We start from the raw sequence: 18,860 nt of genomic DNA on the forward strand, positions 1-18,860 counted from the left end.
GGCGGGTCAGCGACCGAGGGCCTTGTTCCAGTGGTCGGTGATCGACTTCTGCTGGTCGACGACGTCCTGCGACACCGGGACCAGGTAGGTCTTCGCGGCGGGGACGTGCTTGGCCAGATCGATGAGGTCCGCCGTGCAGCCGGTGGCGGGCTTGAAGCCGTTCATCGACGCCTCCATCCCGGCGGCGCACATGACCTGCTGGCCCCTCTCGCTGAAGACGAAGTCGAGGAACAGCTGCGCGGAGGCGGGCGAGGCGGCGCCGGAGGTCTGGGCGATCAGGCGCGGGACGAGCGGGGTGGCGTCGCTCATGTAGCCGTACTTGATCAGTCCCTTGTACTGGGGGACGACGCCCTGGGCGAGACCGCTGGAGAGCCAGCCGACCGAGGCGCCGCCCTGGACCAGGTGCTGCAGACCGTCCAGGCCCTCGTCGAAGGTCTTGGTGTGCGGGCCGAAGGTGTCGAGCTGACGGTAGACGGTGTCGGCGCCCAGGATGTGGGTCAGGCCGTAGACCGCCTCGTACCCGAGCGGGTTGTTGGGGGAATAGCTGACCAGCGGGTTGTGGGACGGGTCGGCCTTCACCTTCGCGGCCAGGGAGGCATAGCTGGTCGGGCTCTCGGCCCCCGGGACCAGTTTGGTGTTCCAGGTCACCAGCACCGGCTCGGGCGACATCACGTACACGCCCTGGCCCTGGTCGGTGAAGGCGGGGAACTTGTCCATGCCCTGCGGGACGACGTTCGCGAACAGACCGTTCTGCCTGCCCTGCAGGAACTGCGGGATCGATTCGGAGATCAACAGGTCGGCGCTGCGGGCGCTTTGGGCGTGCTCGGACTGGTACTTGCTGAACACCTGACTGTCCGACAGCTGCGAGTAGGCCGGCTTGATCCACGGATAGGCCTTGGTGAAGGCGTCCAGCAGGGGCTTCATGGCCGCGGCGGGCGTGTTGCCGTAGACGATCAGCCCGGACTCACCGTGAGACCGGGTCACCAGATCGGCGGCCCGCGCCGGGGACGCCGGCGGCGCGGACGACACGGTCGTGGGGGTGGTGGAGCCGCTCGTCGAACAGCCCGCGACGGCCGCACCCGCCACGAGTGCGGCGAGCGCCAGCCGGACGGCGGAGCGGGAGGACTTGGGGCGCATAGCGATGACCTCTCTAATAGTCAATATGCTATAGCATCACGCTTGCGATGCAGATTGAAGGGATGACAGTGGGCTGTTTGAAGGAATGGCGGTGGGCTGTGCGGATCGCTGTTTGCTATGGCGTAGCTCGGCGTCGGTGGGTCTGGGCTGTCCGGGGCAGACGAGACCTGCGAGTCACCGGCCACCAACCTGCCCGAAACGAGGCGCTTGCGCGAGGGCGGCCCGTTAAGCGAATCGAAAGGTTCGGCTTCCTACCTTCGGCACGCGTGAGAGGTCCGCGACTGCGGACCCCACCCGCTCTTGGAGGTATCCAGTCATGCAACGCTTCGCCGCATTCGTGATGCGGCACCGGATCTGGGTGGCCGTGGCCTGGGTCGCCGTCACCGTCGTCGGGGTGCTCATGGCGCCGCACGTGTCCGGCCGCCTCAAGAGCGGCACCACGATCAGCGCCGCCAGCTACACCGCCAACCAGGCCCTGCAGAAGGAGTACGGCGGGGTCGCGGCCCGGCCCAGCGTGCTGGTGGTCGGCCTGCCGCACGGCACCACCGTGGACAGTCCGACGGTGAAGGCCGGCCTGGCAGCCGCGGACAGGGTCGCCGCCTCGTTGCCGCAGGTGCGCGACCTGTCCTACGCCAACACCGGGGACCGCTCGCTGGTCGGCACCGGCGGGACCTCCACCCTGGTGATGGTCTATCCTCCGCGCATGGGTGACCCGGTGCCGCAGCAGGTGACGGACGCCATGGGCTCCGCGATCAGCCACGCCGTTCCCGGGGCGACCGTCCAGGTGACCGGTGTCGAGCAGCTCAGCTCCGGCGGCGGTGGCTCCGGCGGCAGCGTGCTGAGCGAGATCCTCGTGGGGATCGGCCTGGCGCTCATCGTTCTGGCCTGGGTCTTCGGGTCCGCGCTGGCCGTCCTGCCGCTGATCTCGGCGATCATCTCGGTGCTGACCATGCAACTGGCCATCTGGGGCCTGACCTACGCCACCAGCATCGCGATCAACCCCTCCGTTCAGTTCATCGTCGCCCTGCTGGGTCTCGGCCTCTCCGTCGACTACGCCCTGCTGCTGGTCAACCGCTGGCGCGAGGAGCGCGACGCGGGAGCCGACAACAAGCAGGCGGTGCTGCGCTCGCTGCACAAGGCCGGGCACTCGGTCGCGTTCAGTGCGCTCATCGCCTCCCTCGGCCTGTTCGCGCTCATGGTCGTGCCCGTCTCCTTCCTGCAGGGCGTGGGCATGTCCGGTCTGTTCATTCCCTCCATCGCCGCCCTGGTCGCACTGACCGTCGTCCCGTTGCTGCTGGCCACCGCCGGACCGCGCATGGACAGGATCCGGCTGCGCAAGCGCAAGAACACCGGCCCCGGAACGATGTGGACGAACACCGCGAAGGCGATCGTCAAGCGGCCCAAGATCGCCGCCGCCGCGGGCGCCGCCATCCTCGGTGCGCTGTGCGCCTTCGGGCTGACCATCAACATGAACCAGCCTGCCGTCACCTCGCTCTCCCCCACCAGCCCCGCTCAGCGGGCCCTGGTGGCCCTGCAGAACGACGGCTTCCCCACCGGCGTACTGACCTCGGCTCCCATCGAACTGCCCGCCGGCACGGATCCCGCCGCCACCGCCGCGACCCTGCGCGCCCTGCCCTCGATGCACGGCATCCTGGTCGCGGACACCCCCGCCTGGCACCACACCGGCAGTTCGGTGGTCATGGGGCTGCCCAAGACGGAGGTCGGCACCTCCCACGCCGGGTCCGTCGTGGCCGACCTGCGCGCCGCCGCCCCGCACGACGCCCTGATCGGCGGCGAAGACGTCCAGAACACCGACGTCACGCACATCATGACCCAGTGGCTCCCCGTGCTGCTGGCAGTCGTCGCCCTGGTCACCTTCGTGCTGCTGGCCCGCGGCATGCGATCGCTGCTGCTGCCCGCCAAGGCCGTCGCCCTCAACGTGTTCTCCGTCGGCGCCGCCTACGGCATCCTGGTGCTGGTCTGGCAGCTCGGCTACGGCTCCAACGCCCTGTGGGGGATCCCCGCGACCGGGTCGATCAGCCCCCTGGTGCCGATGCTGCTGTTCGGCTTCCTCTTCGGCGTCTCGATGGACTACGAAGTGTTCATCCTGGCCCGCGTCCGCGAGTCCTTCGACCGCACCGGCGATACCAACGGGGCCGTGGTCGAGGGCATCTCCCGCACCGGACGGCTGGTCACCAGCGCCGCCCTGATCCTCTTCCTGGCGCTGCTCTCGCTGTCCTCCGCCCCCGACGTGACCGTCAAGATGATGGCCACCGGCATGGCCGCGGGTGTCCTCATCGACGCCGTGGTGGTGCGCACCCTGCTCACCCCCGCCCTGGTGGTCCTGTTCGGCAAGGCCAACTGGTACCTGCCCGCCTGGGCCGCCAAGGCCCTGTGGATCAAGCCTGCGGCCCCTGTCGAGCGGCCGGACCTCGACGACCACGACGACGATCTCCTCGACCGCACCGGTGCCTTGCCGCAACTGCGGGCCTGAGCGAACGAGTCCTCGTGACCGACGGCCCCGGCACCTCCCAGATCCATACGCAGGGAGCACCTCCCTGATCCACGCAGGGAGCGCCTCCCTGAACCCGAGCAGGGCATCGGCGCTGCCGTATCCCACCCACCTCGTGCCGTGAGCGGCACCCCCGGCACCGGCGCGACGCGGCGCCTGTGCCGGGGTCCGCGCCTTCCCGGAGTCCCGCCCCCGGACAGGAAGCCCTGACGATGAAACTCCGCCGCACCCCAGTGATCATCGCTGCCGCTCTGGCAGCGGCCGGCGCGACCGCCGTCGGCATCACCGACACCCTGGTCGCCGACACCGCGCAACAGCGCATCGTCCAGGCCACCCGCTGCAAGCTCCACCCCACCGGAGCGGTCACTGCCCGACTCACCGACCCCTTGGCCGGCCTGGACACGCTCACCGGCACCCTCGGCACCGTCCGCATCACCGCCGACGGTGTCCAACGCGCCGGCATCCGGCTCAGCAACGTCGCCGCCACCCTGCACGGCGTCACCACCCATGGCTCGACCACCGGCGGCAGCGCCACCGCCACCATTCCCTACGCCGCCCTGGGCCGGCACCTGGGCGCTGCGGCCACCCGCCTGAACCTGGGCACGGACGGCAACGACCTGACCCTCACCGGCCCCGTCGGGAGTCTCGGCCTGCCGGTGACCGTGGCCAGCAGCATCACCACCACCGCACACAGCATCACCCTCACCCCGGCCACCGTCTCGATCCTCGGCCGGGCCCTGCCCGTCAGCGCCCTCACCAAGACACCGGGCGGCGCCGGCCTGGCCGCGAGCCTCAGACCCCACACCGTCTCCCTGGCAGGATTGCCTGCGGGAGCCCGACTGACCTCAGCCCGCCCCGACCACACCGGCCTCGCCCTGCAGCTCGCCATCCCGGGGACCAGCAGCCTGGTCGGCTCGGCGGGCAGCCCCGGGGGCGCGGGGTGCGCGGCGACCACTCAGGCTTGAACCATGCGCATCCTCGTGATCGAAGACGACGACGCCCTCGGCGCCTCCCTGACCTGGGGTCTGCGGGCCGAGGGCTACGCCGTCGTACTCGCCGCCGACGGGACCGAGGGCCTGTGGGAGGCCACCGAGCACGATTTCGACCTGATCGTCCTGGACGTGATGCTCCCCGGCCTCGACGGCTACCAGATCTGCTCCCGCCTGCGGGAAGCCGGAAACTGGACACCCATCCTCATGCTCACGGCCATGGACGCCGACCTCGACCAGGCGGAAGGCCTGGACCTGGGCGCCGACGACTACCTCACCAAGCCCTTCTCCTACCCGGTCCTGCTCGCCCACATCCGCTCCCTGCTGCGTCGCGCCGCCGCCCCGCGGCCCGCCCTCCTCACGGCGGGCGACCTGACCCTGGACCCTTCCACCCGCACCGTCCAGCGGGCCGGACGAGCCATCGCCCTCACCCCGGGTGAACACTCCGTCCTGGAGTACCTGCTGCGCGCGGACGGGCGGGCGGTGCCCAAGAGCGAACTGCTGGAACACTGCTGGGACGCCGCCGCGGGCGACCCCGCCGTGGTCGAGGTCCGTATCCACAACCTGCGCCGGAAGATCGACCAGCCGTTCACCCACCGCATCATCGAGACGGTCCGAGGATCGGGGTACCGCATTGATCCGCACCGCCCCTAGCCGCTCCCTGCGCCTGCGACTGACCGCGCTGGCCACCCTCGCCATCGCCGTCGCCGTCTCCCTGGCCACCGCGGTGCTGCTCTTCAGCGTCGTACACGCCGTACGCGGCAACGTCACCACCACGCTCAACGCCTACGCCGACAGCATCTCCCGCTCCGGCACCAACGGCACCTGGCCCAAACCGCTGCCCTCCCCCCCAGGCGGGCTCGGAGCCTGGGCCCAGGTCGTCGACGTCTCCGGCACCGTCCTCGCCTCCACCGCGAACGTCGCCGGCCAACCCGCCCGCTACACCCTGCCCCCGGGCAGCACCACCCCCCGCATCTCCCCCGCCTCCACCGCCGCCCACGTCGACGAACGCGTCATCGCCCAGCGCCACGTCTCCGGCACCACCCCGGTCGTCATCTACGTCGGCGGCTCCACCGAACTGCTCTCCCTGCTGACCAGCGACCTCCAGGGCCACCTGCTCTACGCCCTCCCGCTGGTCCTGGTCGGCGCCGTGGGAATGTCCTGGCTGCTGATCGGCCGTACCCTGCGCCCCGTCGAGCGCATCCGCGCCGAAGCCGCCGAGATCACCGGCAGCGACCTGCACCGCCGCATCCCCCAACCCGCCGGCAACGACGAGATCGGGCGCCTCACCCACACCCTCAACACCATGCTCGACCGCCTGGAATCCTCGGCCTCCCGCCAACGCCGCTTCGTCGCCGACGCCTCCCACGAACTGCGCACCCCCCTCGCGGCCATGCGCACCTCCCTGGAAGTCGGCCTCGCCCACCCCGACCGCGCCCCCTGGCCCGAACTCGCCGAGCGCGCCGTCACCGAGACCACCCGGCTGCAACGGCTGGTCGAGCAACTCCTCCTCCTCGCCCGCTCCGACGACGACACCCTCGTCTCCCGCCGCGAACCCGTCGACCTCACCGCCCTCGTCCAGGCCGCCATCGACGCCGCGCCCTCACAGGTCCCCGTGACCCTCCACCGCGCCGAGGACGTCCACGTCCTCGGCGACCCCGACCAGCTCACGCGCCTGATCCGCAACCTCCTCGACAACGCCGACCGCCACGCCCACGAACACGTCGACGTCACCGTCACCACCCAAGCCCCGGACACGGCCGTCATCGCCGTCGCGGACGACGGCCCCGGCATTCCGGTCGAGGACCGCGAACGGATCTTCAACCGGTTCGTCCGCCTGCAGAGCGCCCGCACCCGACACGCGGGCGAAGCCACCGGGGCGGGACTCGGGCTTCCGATCGTCCGGGACATCGCCACCGCCCATGGCGGCTCCCTCACCGTCCAGGAGACCTACGCCGAGCCCGCGCGCGGCGGCCAAGGACCGGGAGCCACCTTCACCGTCCTGCTGCCCACGCTGTCGTCAGACACCGCCTCCCGGCCCGGATCCCACTGAGGATCAGGACAGCGGCGCTGGTCGCATCGGCGGTGCGCTCTGCCACGAACAGGCGCCCCGTCCTTGAACATCATGCGGGGCATCGAGATACTCCTGAAACCAGGCTCCCTGCCTCAGGGCCCCTCTGACGGATCTCCGTCAGAAGCGCCCTGGGCGAGACAGCGCACCTGCCTGCGCACAGGTCCGCGACGCACCCGGGAGGGGCCGTGAGCACACGATCAGAACCGCAGGTGCGGGGCCTGGAGATCCGGTCCATCGACTACGTCCCGCTGGACGAGCGGCACGGCAAGCTGTGGCATCTGGGGCCCCTCTGGTTCATGTCGAACGCGCAGATCGCCACGCTGGCGGTCGGGCTGATCGGCATCACCGAGGGCGGCAATCTCCTCTGGTCGCTCATCGCGATCGTGGCGGGCACCGTCGTCGGCACCTTCTTCATGGCCTTCCACTCGGCCCAGGGCCCCCAGTTGGGGCTGCCCCAGATGATCCAGTCGCGGCCGCAGTTCGGCTACGTCGGGGCGCTTCTGGTGTGGCTCTTCGCCTATGTGCAGTACGCCGGGTTCAACGTCTTCAACACCATCCTCGCCGGGGACGCGCTGCACACCACGGTGCACGGGGGCGTCAAGCTGTGGGTGGTGGTGGTCACCGTGCTCGCGCTCGTCATCGCGCTGGTGGGCTACGACATCATCCATCGGGCCGAGCGCGTCCTGACGTACACCTTCCTGGTGGTCTTCGGGGTCTTCACCGTGGGGGTCCTGGTCCACCTGCACTACCCGCCAGGCTCGTTCGACCTCGGCGGCTTCAAGTGGACCCCGTTCCTGGCCCAGTTCGGCGTCGCCGCGGGCTACCAGATCAGCTGGGCCATCTACGTCTCGGACTACTCGCGCTACCTCCCGCCGGACGTGACCGTCCGCAAGACCTTCTACTGGACCTACTTCGGGTCGGCGCTCGGCGGCATCTGGCTGATGGTTCTCGGGGCGCTGCTCGCCGCCTGGGCGGGCAAGGACTTCGACGCGATCCGGTCGATCAGGGCCGCGGGCGACAAGGTGTTCAGCGGGTTCGGGGCGGTTGTACTGCTGTTCGCCGCCCTGGGCCTGGTGTCCGTCACCGCGCTCAACATGTACGGCGGGTCGCTGACGCTCATCAGCGCCGTCGACTCCTTCAAGAAGGTGCGGCCGACGCTCGCCGTACGGCTGGTGACCATCGGGTTCACCGCGGCGCTCTCCCTGGTGGGGGCGCTGGCCGCGACCTCCCACTTCCTCCAGGACTTCAACAGCTTCCTGCTGCTGGTGCTCTACCTGTTCATCCCGTGGACCGCGGTGAACCTCATGGACTACTACGTCGTGCGCCGTGGGCACTACGCCATCGCCGAGATCTTCGATCCGCACGGGGTCTACGGGCGCTGGGGCCGGCACGGCATCATCGCGTACCTGGTGGGGTTCGCCGTGATGGTGCCGTTCTTCTCCGTCGACAAGCTCTACGTCGGGCCCGCCGCAAGCGCGCTCGGCGGAGCCGACATCTCCCTGTTCGTCGGGCTGCCGGTCGCCGCGCTGCTCTACTGGCTGCTGACCCGGTCGATCGACGTGGCAGCCGAGCGGCGGCTGGCCGAGACCGAGGCGGAGGAACTGCAACGGGCGGCGCACGAGCATCGCGAACCGTGACGGCCGCCGCCCGCCAGGGACCGTCGGCGATGGTTCCGCGCCGACGGTCAGGCGGCTGTGTCCTGGGACCAGATATGGGTGCAGTTCGGGCACTGCAGGTGGACCACATGAGCCACGTTGCCCAGCAGATACCGCCAGTGATGCGGGCATGTCCGTCCGGCCTGGCAGATCTCGCAGCCTTCATGGTCCCGGCACTGCGGGCAGCGGAGCCAGGCTCGGCGCGCCCGGTCGGCGTGGGGATCAATCGGAAGCACGACCGCCTCCGAGGTCGGGGGGCAGTACTCCGGCGGCCACGAGCCGGTCGTAGATCTCCTGCTGCCGGTCGTCGAGGCCGGAGTAGAGCATGCGGTACGCCGCGTTCTCCTCTTCGAACGCCACCATCGGGTCCCAGTCGGGTCCCATCGCCGCGAGGAACTCCGCCCGCCGACGCGCTTCGTCGAGGGTGAGATCCATCTCGAATATGTGATGGTCGGGGGTGTTCTCGTGGGCCATGAGCGGGCTTTCCTGCATTGAAACCGGACAGCTATTCGACATTTCTATCAGGGATGTCCGCATTTCCGGACACAGCCGTCGGGAGATCCCGGTCACGCGGACAAGCCCCGGCCCGCCCCACCGGACGATCAGACCGAGCTAGGCGGCCCATCAACAGTTCAATACTTGCGTAACTGCTAAAGTATTAGCCATGGATACGAGCGGTACGACGGGTCTGGAGAGTGCGACCCTCCACGGAGGCCCCGCGGACGGACTGCGCGTGCAGGTCACCCACCGGCCCAGGGCCCTGCAGGTCACCTACCCCTGCGAGGTGAGCTCTCCACCGGAGGGGATGCGCGCCGAGGCGCTGTACATCTACCGCCGGGACCTGAAGGTGCACAGCGAGCCCCTGCGCTACGGCTACGACGCGGCAAGCCCCTGACGGGCCACCGCGAGGTTCAGCCGGCCGTGCTGCTCTCCGTGGCGGACGGGGCGGGCGCGGTCTCGCCGGGAGCGGACTTGATGATCCGCTGCGCCGGCTGGTCGGCCGCATCGGCGGACGGGGCGGACGCCGTCGACGGCTGCTCGGCACCGTCGCTCTTCATCGCCTTCGCCTCGCTCTTGAGGATGCGCATCGACTTGCCGAGCGCGCGGGCGGCGTCGGGGAGCTTCTTGGAGCCGAACAGCACGATGAGCACGATCGCCACGATCAGCAGGTGCCAGGGTTCCAGTCCGTTGCGGAGCATCCCACTCGTCCCTTCTCTTCGGCGGGCCATGGTGCCCGCCGGACGCGTCCCACCATCCGCGACAGTTACCACTTTGCGCAACTGTACAAGCGTTCGGTGGTGTGGTTCGTCCTCTTGGGCGAGGGCCCGCCCCACCCCGCCCGAGGTCACAACCCGCCCCAGGCCGCGGACGCTTCGGTGCGTGCCGCCAACTGCCCGACCCCCGCGAAGGTCGACCGCGCGCCGGCCCCGGCCGCGAGGGAACGCGGACGGGCGCCAGCGGGGCGGGGACCCGTCAGTCCTCGTAGTAGTTGTTGACGATCACTTCCGGCTCGTCGTCGTCGAACGCCTCGTTGAGGAGTGCGCCGCCGACCAGACCGGCCGCACCGGCGCCGATGAGCGCTCCCGCGCCGAACCGCCGTCCGCCGCCGTGCTGCTGCGAGTGGTCGGCGGGCTGGGACGGGTAGCCCTGCTGCGGGTAACCCCCCTGCGGGTAGCCCTGCGGCGCCGGCGCGGGGTAGCCCGGCTGCGGATAGCCCTGCTGGGGCGGCATGTAGTACGGCGGGGGCGTGGTCTGCACCCGCTGCGCACAGCTGCCGCAGGCCTGGATCGGCCGGGGTACGCCCCACTGCGGGGACCACGTCACCGACGACATGCCGGGGCCGTGGTTGGGGTCGAAGAAGCAGGTCACGGAAGAACTCCCTGTCGGTTGCGGTGATGCGGCGATCGTCGGCGCCTGAGGCACGGCGACGGTCGGAGTGGGTGAGGCGACGGGCTGCGCGTACGCCGCCTGGGCGGGTGCGGGTACCTCGGCCCGGGCGGTGGCGGCCGGTGCGGAGCCCGCGGCGTCGCGCAGGACGTCCACGCCGTAGTCGGTGGCGATGCCCGCAAGGCCGGAGGCGTACCCCTGGCCGACGGCACGGAACTTCCACTCCGCGCCGTGCCGGTACAACTCCCCGAAGACGAGCGCCGTCTCCGTGGCGGAGCCCGCGGTCGCGAGGTCGTAGCGGGTGAGTTCGCTGCCGCCGTCCCGGTCGATGACGCGGATGTGGGCCCTGCGAACGAGTCCGAAGCTCTGTCCGCGGACCTGCGCGTCGTAGAGGGACACCGGGAAGACGATCTTCTCGACCTCGGGCGGGACCTGGACCAGGTCGACCTCGATCCGCTGCCTGTCCTCTCCGGTGGCCGGGAAGCCGCCGGGTCCGGACAGACGCACCGAACCGTCCGGGCTGCTCGGGTTGTTGAAGAAGACGAAGTGCCGGTCCGACAGGACCCTTCCCGATCGGTCGCACATCAGCGCACTGGCGTCCAGTTCGCAGTCGGGCCCCGCGGCGGAGTCCGTCTGCCAGCCCAGCCCGACCGTCACGGCAGTCAGGCCGGGAGCCTGCTTGCTCAGCGACGCATTGCCGCCCTTGGTCAAGGGGACACCCATGGGACTCCTCTGCTCCTGCTCCGGCCCGCCTCATTCACCAGGAATGACGTGATCCACACCTTTATGGTTCCTCGGTTGCGCAATCAACAAAGTAAGGGATGACCAACCGTCGCGCCTGAATCCACAGAACTGTAGAAGCTGGGAGTTGGGCGCCGCGTGGCGGGAGGAGACGCGTCGAGCCCGGTCAGCGAACGGGGCGCCCGCCCCGCTCCCCCGCCTCGATGCGGCCGAGCAGGAACGGGAGGATCCCCCGCTCCAGCAGAGCGAGCTGCCACTCGTCCCACGCCTTGCGGACCTCCGAACCAGAGGTGCCCGTGGTGCCGTTCTCCGCCGCGGGGCGGTTGCGCGCCGCGGCCCGCAGCAGCCAGACGACGTCACCGACCGCAGCGCCGACGGCGACGGAGGCGGCGATCAGCCCTGCCGTGATCAGTCCGCCGCCGACATAGGGCCGCGCGCCGAAGGCACGCAGAGCGAAACCGGACACCAGGAACACGGTCGCGGCGACGGCCGACAGACTCGGCACCAGCACGGCCAGCGTCGGCAGGAGCCCGGCGGCGTCGCGCTCGCTCGCCGCGTCGGAGCCGGCGGCCCCCGGCCGACGGCCGTGCCCGGCGTCCATGGCCTTCGCCTCCAGGTACTCGCGGTACTCGATGTCCGCGGCGGCCACGATGGCGGTACGCGCCTCCAGTGCCCGCGTACGCAACTGCTCACGGTTGAGTGATCCACCCGAGCGATCGAGGGCGTCGGTAACCTGCTGGGAGTTGAGCGCCCGGTCCAGAACCCGGTCGAAGGCAACGCGAATGTCCGGCTCTGAAGGCTCAGGATCGAGCATGTGGCCCCCCAATGGACGATGCCGCGGCGCCCGTCGGCGTCCGCGGGTCTGCCGCAATCGAGTGCGGTCGGAGGATGGCGAGTGTAATAGTTCCCGACTTGCGCAACCTTTAAAAGGTCCCTCGGGGGCGTAGTCGAGCGTGACGCCACCTCGTGCCGGGACGCCAACTCGACACCGTCGAAAGGGAATTCAGTCCTCCGCCGATTCACACCTTCGTGCGGCGCTGCCACTCCCCGTGGCCGACGAATCAGCCCCGCCAGCGGCCCCCCGAGAAGCGTACGAAGGCATCGACCACATCGGGAGGCATGGCCGGGCGCACGTGCAGCGGCATCACCAGATACCAGTCGTCCCTGCCGCGGAACGCCCGCCCCGGCTCAGGCGCCCCCGGCCTGAGCCGGACGTGCGGGCCGTAGTAGCGCTGGTTGCGGCCCCGGACATGGACCTGCCGGACGCGCACAGCCAGGACGTCCTGCCAGGCGTACGCGACCCGGCGGCGCCCCATGCGGGCCTCGACCCCATGGGCATCGAGGCGCAGTTCCACGGTGGTCTTGGGCAGCACCCATGCCACAAGGTTGAAGAACACGGCGAAGACGGGCCAGAACGCCACGCTGCTCCAGCCGGAGAGGTTGTTCCACTCTCCGGTCGCGGCGAGGCGCAGCATCGCGACGATCATGAACAGCCCGCACCACGGCCAGTGGCCCAGCGGCAGTCGGCGGTCGCGGCCGGACAGGACGTATGCCTCCTCGGTGGAGACCACGGTGTAGCCGCGCAGCTGGTGCACCGGGGGCGGGTTGTCCAGCACCTCCGAGAGGCGGGGCGCCGGTCTCGTGGCCGGCGGTCGCCGGCGCGGCTGCGGCCCCGTGACGACGAGGGGCTGCTGCCGTGGCGCCGGGATGACGGGCGGGCGCTGCGTGTGCTGTACGCGTCCCGCCAGGTGTTCCTGAAGCATCAGGTGCCGGAAGCGGTAGGCGCCGCCGTACCGCTGGAGCAGCCCCTGGCCGTACGCGTCGCGCAGGAACTCCATCAGCGACCAGGGCACCCGGCCCAGGACCGCGAGCCATGCCTTGGAGACGACCCACAGGAACCACGGGCTCAGCACCACGAGCACCATCGCCGCACCGGTGAAGGCCTTCGCCGCAGCCGCCCAGACCTCCACGGGGCCGTGGCCGGTCAGCAGGGCCTGCGCGCCGGCGCCGAGCCCGATCAGCGGGTTGACGACGCCCAGAGTGAGCAGGGCGGTGCGGCGCTCGTCGCGGAGCAGGTCGTCGGGGGTGGCGGCGTCGACCGTGTCCGACGGCGCGGCGATCACCGCCGTCACCAGTGCCGGTACGGCGTAGCTCAGCAGGGACTGCACGGTGAACGCGCCGGCATGGTAGGTGCCCTGGTCCATGAGCAGGTACAGCGCGCTGGGCACGAGGAGGATGGCGAGGGCCGTCAGCCCCTTGCGCACGGAGGCTCCGCGCGAGGCCGAGCGCAGGGCGGCGCCCGCCTTGAAGGGGTTGGCCCGGCGCCGGGGTTCCCAGACGCGGTCGCCGAACCAGAGCAGTGTCGCCATCTGCACGCCCATGCCGAAGGCGAAACCCATCAACATGTCGGTGTGCGCGAAGATGCTCGCCGGAAGCAGCGAGTCCCCGTACCTGTCCTGCGCCCATGTGGTGACCGACAGCACCGACTCGGCGACGACGATGCACACGGCCAGCAGCGTCGGTGCGGCCAGGAGCCGGGCCGCCCACGCCCGGTTCAGTCGCCACCACGAGAACTCGGCGGTGCCACGGCGGTCCAGTTCACGGGCGAGGAACGCGAGCCAGCCCCGGGCCCGCACCGCGTTCCAGTGACCGGGCGCGTGGAGCCGCTCCGTGTCGTGGGCGCGGGGGGCGAAGGCCGCCGGGATCACCGCGTCCAGCAGGTGCTTCTCGACGGCCTCGCGCGTGGGCAGCCGGACCCGGTCGGTGAGGCGCCCCGGGTTGGTGTACGGGGCGTGGTAGGCGCGGCGGGCGAGCCAGATCATCAGCGGAGTCGCCAGCGCCTGGGCGAGCGGCCCCTCGGGGTGGTCGGCCAGTTCGTCGACCACGTGGCCCCACGGCTCGTGCAGTGCGTCGGGAGCCGTGCGCAGCAGGTGGCGGGCCACGTCACGAGGGCCGACCGGGAGTGCCTCGATGTCGGAGGCGCCGGCCAGGTGTAATCCGAGGGCGCGGTACTCCTCGGTGCGGGAGGCCAGGACGAAGCCCGACTCCCGTGGCGAGGAGTCGAGTTGGCGGACGACGGCGGCACGGCGGTGGTCGGGGAGCTCGTCGAGGCCGTCGAGCACGGCGAGGACCCGGCCGTCGCGGACCAGCCGACGGGCCGGGTGCGCGCCCGCCACCCGTGGCAGCCCCGGATGCTCGTCCTCGATGCGCCTGACCAGCCAGTCGCGGAAGGCCACGGTCTCCGCGTCCCAGGACTCCAGTGTCAGCAGCACCGGGACGGGCGTGGCGCGGTCGCCGCGGACGCCGCGGGTCACATCACCCAGATGACGCTCGGCCAGGCGCAGGACGGTCATGGCGAGCAGCGTGGACTTGCCGGAGCCGGGGGCGCCGAGGACGAGGAGCCGGCGTGGGTCCAGTCCGCACAGCGTGTCGACGACGTCGCCGAGCCGGTCGCTGCGGACGGCGGCACCGGGTTCCGCGGCGGACGTCCAGCGCGCGAGCCACCGTACGGCGAGCGGCGCCTCGGTGTCGCCGAGCTCCCAGCCGGCGGCCTCGGCCGACCACCGGGCGCGCACCGCGCGGGCCAGTTCCTCGGCGGCGACGTCCACCGGGTCGCGGGGGGACGGCAGGTTCACCACGAGGTCGCCGTGGATGTGTCCTGCCTGTACCAGGTACTCGACGGTGCTGTTCCGGACGATGTTGCGTACCTCGGACGGCGGCCGCCAACCGCCCCACCCACCCCGTCGAGTGTCCATGAGCGAATTGTCGATCAAAGGTCCCGCGCACGTCACGTACTCACGGGATATCACGCCGACTCCCCGCCGTGTTCCCGGGCGAGGCCGAGCAGAACCCGAAGGGGTGGGGTCCCAGCCGCGTCGTGGCGAGGTGGATCCTGAACGTGCAAGGAACGTGACCGCTCAAGGGTTCCGCCGACCGGGCCTCGTCCAGGAAGGCTTCGCGCAGGGTGTCGCGGGTCTCCCGGTCGAGCGGGCCCATGTCGTAGACGCCGGACACGGCCATCCACACCTCCTCCGCGGGCCCGCCGAGATCGATCGAGACCGTCGCCCAGTCCACCGGCTCGAACCCGACCGGGCCGAGCAGTTCGTCGAGTCCGTCGCGGCTACGGGTCCTTGCGTCGCCCAGCACCGGAATGCGCCGCCCCGGGAGCTCCGCGATGGTGGAGCGCAGCAGCGAGCGGAACCGCTCGTAGGCCTCGCCGCCCGCGACTCCGCCTCCCACCACGCACGCGAACACACCACCGGGGGCTAGCACCCGGGCGATCTCCACGGCGACTTGGTCCATGTCACTCATCAGCATCAGTGCCATGTGTGAGACGCAGGCGTCGAAACCGTCGTCGGCGAAAGGGAGTTCCTGAGCCCGGCCCTCAACCAGCGCCGCGCCGGACAGCGCCGGCCGACGGCGGGCCATGGCCAACGCATCGGGAGACAGGTCGACACCGGCTAGCTTCCGGCCTCCGCTGCCGGCCAGCAGTTCCAGCAACAGGCCGTCGCCACAGCCGAGTTCGAGCACGCGTCGGCACTCGGCCACCCGGTCGCACAGGATCCGATAGCTGGTCCGGCCGTCGCAGGCACGGGCGCGGCCCAGTACGTCCGCCGTCAGCGCCGGGTGCTCGGCGTGGAACGCCTTGAGGAATGCCTCTTGAGATGCCGTTGTCGCCATGTCGACGAACCTAGGCTCTCAGCCTCCCGCAGGCGCGCCCTTCTCGAGCCGCTCCGAATCGCCCCGACCCGCACCGGCTGCCGCTTGCTCACGCACCCTCAGGTGGTAGACGCGGAAGGCCCGTCCGATGACCGGCTGCGCGACGTTCCGTACCTTGACGCCGCCCGTGGTGATGCCGTGTTCCGTGCCGGCGTGGGCATGGCCGTGCACCGCCAGGTCCGCGCCTGCCGTGTCGATGGCTTCGGCCAGCAGGTAGCTGCCGAGGAACGGATAGATCTCCAGGGGTTCGCCGGCCAGGGTCTCCGGCACGGGAGAGAAGTGGGTGAGCGCGATGCGCACGTCGCAGCCCTGCTCGTCCAGGTCTTCGAGAGCCTGCCGCAGCGCGTCGGCGCTACGGCGGGAGTACCGTACGAACTCCTTCATCAGCGGCTCGCCGAACTCCCCGGCGCTACGGCCGACGAACCCGCCGCCGAATCCCTTGGTACCGGCGACACCGACGCGCGTGTCCCCGACGGTCACGACGGTCGCGCTCCCTTCGAGGACCCGTGCGCCCGCGTCCTCGAGGAGGGCCGCGACCTCCTGAGGCCGCTCGTCGTGGTGGTCGTGGTTGCCCAGCACCGCCACGACCGGAACGGCCAGGTCCTGGATCTCGCGCGCCACCACCCGGGCCTCCTCCGGCGTGCCGTGTCGGGTGAGGTCCCCGGCCAGGAGCAGGAGGTCGGCGCATTCGGGCAGGGTCTCGAAGGCGGGACGCAGCACGCCCTGGCTCTCGGGACCCATGTGGATGTCTCCGACGGCCGCGACCCGGATCATGTCAGCTCCTCCGCGTGGTCCGGGGAGGAGGCGTCCGCGACCACGATGTCGTCGTGGACGGGGACTCCGGCCAGTTCCTCGCGGACGATGCCGAGGATCTCGTCGCGGCACCGGGCGGAGGCGACGGTGCCGGTGACCAGCACGGCATCACCGCGGACCTCCGCCCGGACGCCCAGCTCACCCGGGTGCCCGACGGCGAGGCGCTCCATGAGGTGGGCGACGCGGTACTCGGTGTTCCCGGCGGCCGTCGGACCGGACGGTGTCCGCTCTCCGCTGTGGCTGCTCATGACACCTCCTGCTGCGGAGCGATGATGTTCAGTCGTTCGAGAAGGAACAGGAAGGCGGCGGGCATGGGCTCGTCCCCGCAGCCGCGTCGCACTCGCTCCCAGTCGACCCTCTCGCGCAGGGCGCGGGCGACGGGCAGGACCGCGCCGAAGTCGCAGTGGTGTTCCGAGAAGGCGGCGATCAGGCTCCACAGCAGATCGGTGGGTGCCAGCACGGGCATGCGCACCGAGGCGACCGGGACCTCCTGCGCCCGGGCGAGCATGTCCGTGGTGACGGGCCGGTGTGCCAACTCGAAGATGATGTCGATGTCCTGGTCGAAGCACCTGGCCTTCAGCAGCCAGTCCTCCGGGGGCTTGTAGACGTCCAGGCCGGCTTCGCGCAGCGTGTCCGCCACCGCCGCCGCGTCGTCGGGCCGTACGCAGAAGTCGGCGTCGTGCTGGAGGTTCTGGCTCCCGCCGAACGCGTAGACGGCGACGCTTCCGGCGAGCGCGAAGTCGTGTCCCTTCCCCTTCAGGAGGGCGCCGACGTGCTTGGTCGCCTCCAGAATCGCGTGGCTGCGGTCCTGGGGCAGTTCCTGCCCCGGTGGTTGCGGCCGGGGGCGCGACGGCCGCCCGGGCTTCACCGTCGCATGATCCCCGTGCTGCGTCATGACCACTCCCGGGTGCCGAACCGAAACCGCCGCCCCCTGAGTACCCGGAAGGCCCTCTTCGACACGGACCTACGTCCCTGCGGGCCGGGCCGCGACGCCGGAGACCCTCACAGCCGGACGATGACCAGGGCGATGTCGTCGTGGGCGCCTCCTGCCACGCCCAGCTCGGCCAGCAGCACATCGGCCATGCGTTCCGGGCCGAGGGCGCAGTGGCGGCGGATGACGTCGGTCAGGCGGCTCAGACCCGCTTCGATGTGTTCGCCTCGGCGTTCGATCAGCCCGTCCGTGTAGAGCAGAAGTGTGTCCCCCGGGTGGTAGTTGTGGCCGGCTTGGGGGCGGGGCACGTGCTGGGGACGGGCGCCGAGCGGCGGATCGGTGGCCTGTTCCAGCAGGTCGCATGTGCTGTCCGGGTGGACCAGGATCGGGGGCGGGTGGCCGGCGTTGCTGTAGATGATCAGTCGGCTGCGGGTGTCCACCATCACGTTGACGGCGGTGGTGTTCAGCGCCCCATCGACCGAGCGGGCGTACAGGCCCAGCACCTCCAGTGCCTGGGCGGGCCGCTCCAGCGCACGGGTGGCCGCGCTCAGCGCGCTGCGCAGCATGCCCATGACGGCGGCGGCCTCCAGGCCGTGGCCGACGACGTCGCCGACCGCCACCGCGAAGCGGTCGTCGGACAGGTCGAGCACGTCGTACCAGTCACCGCACACGTTCAGCGAGCCGGTGGCGGGCAGATAGCGCACCGCCACGTTCTCGTGACGGGCCAGGTCGGGTGCCTGGAGCATGGCCTCCTGAAGGGTCACGGCCACCTGGCGCTCGCGGGTGTGGGCCTGCCGCAGCTCGTCGTTCAGCAACTGCAGCTCACGCGCCCGCGCGTACAGCTCGGCTACCAGTGCCTCCCGCTCGGAGAGCTGCCCGGACATGCGCCAGTCGGCTCTGGGGTGGGTCTGAACGTACGCGGTGACGTCCTCCACCCGGTGGATGATCCATGCCACGCTCCCGTCGGCTCCCAGGATCGGCGTGTTGACCGGGGACCACCACCGCTCCTCGAACGCGCCGGGCCGGCCGGCGATCGGGATGTCGTACTTCTGCAGGGTCATCGTGTCGGCCTCCCGGGAGACCAGGACCCGGTGCAGCGAGGCGTCGAGGTTCCGCATACCGTCGGCCCCGGGGTCGGACGGGTTGTTCGGGAAGGCTTCGAAGACGTGCCGCCCGATCAGGTCGCCCCGGGTCCGTCTGGTCGCGTCCAGATAGGCCTGGTTCACCTCCGCGATGGTCAGGTCGGGAGCCAGCACCAGGTAGGGGCTCGGTGTCGCGGCGAACAGCGCCGCGTAGTCCATCCCCGCCATCCTCGTCACCGTCTCCCTTGCGCCGTACCCTTCACGCTACGAGCCTTCCAGCTCGGATGCCCACCGCGACGGGACCGGCCGCCCTGGGCCGA

Annotated in this window: 17 protein-coding genes; 6 read left to right on the top strand and 11 right to left on the bottom strand. The window is 70.8% G+C overall.

Annotated elements, in window-relative coordinates; all coding sequences use genetic code 11:
• Positions 1-6 precede the first annotated feature (6 nt).
• On the bottom strand, positions 7-1,137 hold the full coding sequence (locus tag ASC56_RS11735; protein ID WP_055491256.1) for an ABC transporter substrate-binding protein: 1,131 nt from the start codon (positions 1,135-1,137) through the stop codon (positions 7-9).
• Positions 1,138-1,453: 316 nt separating this feature from the next.
• On the opposite strand from ASC56_RS11735, the gene ASC56_RS11740 reads away from it, so the two are divergent.
• From ASC56_RS11740 to ASC56_RS11760, 5 genes are all read left to right on the top strand, one after another.
• Positions 1,454-3,631, top strand: coding sequence for an MMPL family transporter (locus tag ASC56_RS11740; protein WP_055491257.1), 2,178 nt, complete (start codon positions 1,454-1,456; stop codon positions 3,629-3,631).
• Positions 3,632-3,861: 230 nt separating this feature from the next.
• Positions 3,862-4,614: an LmeA family phospholipid-binding protein gene (locus ASC56_RS11745; RefSeq protein WP_159039635.1), complete on the top strand. Its 753-nt coding sequence runs from the start codon at positions 3,862-3,864 to the stop codon at positions 4,612-4,614.
• Between the two features lie 3 nt (positions 4,615-4,617).
• On the top strand, positions 4,618-5,292 hold the full coding sequence (locus ASC56_RS11750; protein ID WP_055491259.1) for a response regulator transcription factor: 675 nt from the start codon (positions 4,618-4,620) through the stop codon (positions 5,290-5,292).
• Positions 5,273-6,691: a cell wall metabolism sensor histidine kinase WalK gene (locus ASC56_RS11755; RefSeq protein WP_055491260.1), complete on the top strand. Its 1,419-nt coding sequence runs from the start codon at positions 5,273-5,275 to the stop codon at positions 6,689-6,691. The genes ASC56_RS11750 and ASC56_RS11755 overlap by 20 nt, the downstream gene beginning before the upstream one ends.
• A gap of 206 nt (positions 6,692-6,897) precedes the next feature.
• Positions 6,898-8,349: a cytosine permease gene (locus tag ASC56_RS11760; RefSeq protein WP_234376932.1), complete on the top strand. Its 1,452-nt coding sequence runs from the start codon at positions 6,898-6,900 to the stop codon at positions 8,347-8,349.
• A gap of 240 nt (positions 8,350-8,589) precedes the next feature.
• Here the strand turns inward: ASC56_RS11760 and ASC56_RS11765 are convergent, their stop codons facing one another.
• Positions 8,590-8,841 carry a DUF6400 family protein gene (locus ASC56_RS11765; protein ID WP_055491262.1) on the bottom strand — a complete coding sequence of 84 codons (252 nt, stop codon included), beginning with the start codon at positions 8,839-8,841 and terminating at the stop codon, positions 8,590-8,592.
• Positions 8,842-9,031: 190 nt separating this feature from the next.
• Here ASC56_RS11765 and ASC56_RS11770 point away from each other — a divergent pair, with 190 nt between their 5' ends.
• Complete coding sequence (locus ASC56_RS11770) at positions 9,032-9,262, top strand: hypothetical protein (protein WP_055491263.1); 231 nt, start codon at positions 9,032-9,034, stop codon at positions 9,260-9,262.
• Between the two features lie 16 nt (positions 9,263-9,278).
• On the opposite strand, the gene tatA is transcribed toward ASC56_RS11770, so the two are convergent.
• From tatA to ASC56_RS11815, 9 genes are all read right to left on the bottom strand, one after another.
• Positions 9,279-9,566 (bottom strand): Sec-independent protein translocase subunit TatA, encoded by a 288-nt coding sequence (tatA, locus tag ASC56_RS11775; RefSeq protein WP_055491264.1) that lies wholly within the window; start codon positions 9,564-9,566, stop codon positions 9,279-9,281.
• A 274-nt stretch (positions 9,567-9,840) separates the two neighbouring features.
• A complete protein-coding gene (locus tag ASC56_RS42975; protein ID WP_055491265.1) occupies positions 9,841-10,977 on the bottom strand; it encodes a TerD family protein in 1,137 nt (378 codons plus the stop codon).
• Positions 10,978-11,161: 184 nt separating this feature from the next.
• On the bottom strand, positions 11,162-11,809 hold the full coding sequence (locus ASC56_RS11785) for a hypothetical protein (protein ID WP_159039636.1): 648 nt from the start codon (positions 11,807-11,809) through the stop codon (positions 11,162-11,164).
• Positions 11,810-12,056: 247 nt separating this feature from the next.
• Positions 12,057-14,750 (bottom strand): NACHT domain-containing NTPase, encoded by a 2,694-nt coding sequence (locus ASC56_RS11790; protein ID WP_055491267.1) that lies wholly within the window; start codon positions 14,748-14,750, stop codon positions 12,057-12,059.
• A 40-nt stretch (positions 14,751-14,790) separates the two neighbouring features.
• A complete protein-coding gene (locus ASC56_RS11795; protein WP_079102449.1) occupies positions 14,791-15,675 on the bottom strand; it encodes a class I SAM-dependent methyltransferase in 885 nt (294 codons plus the stop codon).
• 18 nt (positions 15,676-15,693) lie between these two features.
• Positions 15,694-16,488: a metallophosphoesterase gene (locus ASC56_RS11800; RefSeq protein ID WP_055491268.1), complete on the bottom strand. Its 795-nt coding sequence runs from the start codon at positions 16,486-16,488 to the stop codon at positions 15,694-15,696.
• Positions 16,485-16,775, bottom strand: coding sequence for a BON domain-containing protein (locus ASC56_RS11805; protein ID WP_055491269.1), 291 nt, complete (start codon positions 16,773-16,775; stop codon positions 16,485-16,487). Before ASC56_RS11805 ends, ASC56_RS11800 begins: the two co-directional genes overlap by 4 nt.
• The gene (locus ASC56_RS11810) at positions 16,772-17,422 is read right to left on the bottom strand and encodes a nucleotidyltransferase family protein (RefSeq protein ID WP_055491270.1); all 651 of its coding nucleotides are present in this window, start codon (positions 17,420-17,422) and stop codon (positions 16,772-16,774) included. The genes ASC56_RS11805 and ASC56_RS11810 overlap by 4 nt, the downstream gene beginning before the upstream one ends.
• 107 nt (positions 17,423-17,529) lie before the next feature.
• Positions 17,530-18,768, bottom strand: a complete 1,239-nt coding sequence (locus ASC56_RS11815; protein ID WP_055491271.1) for a PP2C family protein-serine/threonine phosphatase — start codon at positions 18,766-18,768, stop codon at positions 17,530-17,532.
• Between the last annotated feature and the right edge of the window lie 92 nt (positions 18,769-18,860).

The sequence above is a fragment of the Streptomyces sp. TP-A0356 genome (assembly GCF_001417775.1).
Taxonomy (GTDB): Bacteria; Actinomycetota; Actinomycetes; order Streptomycetales; family Streptomycetaceae; genus Streptomyces.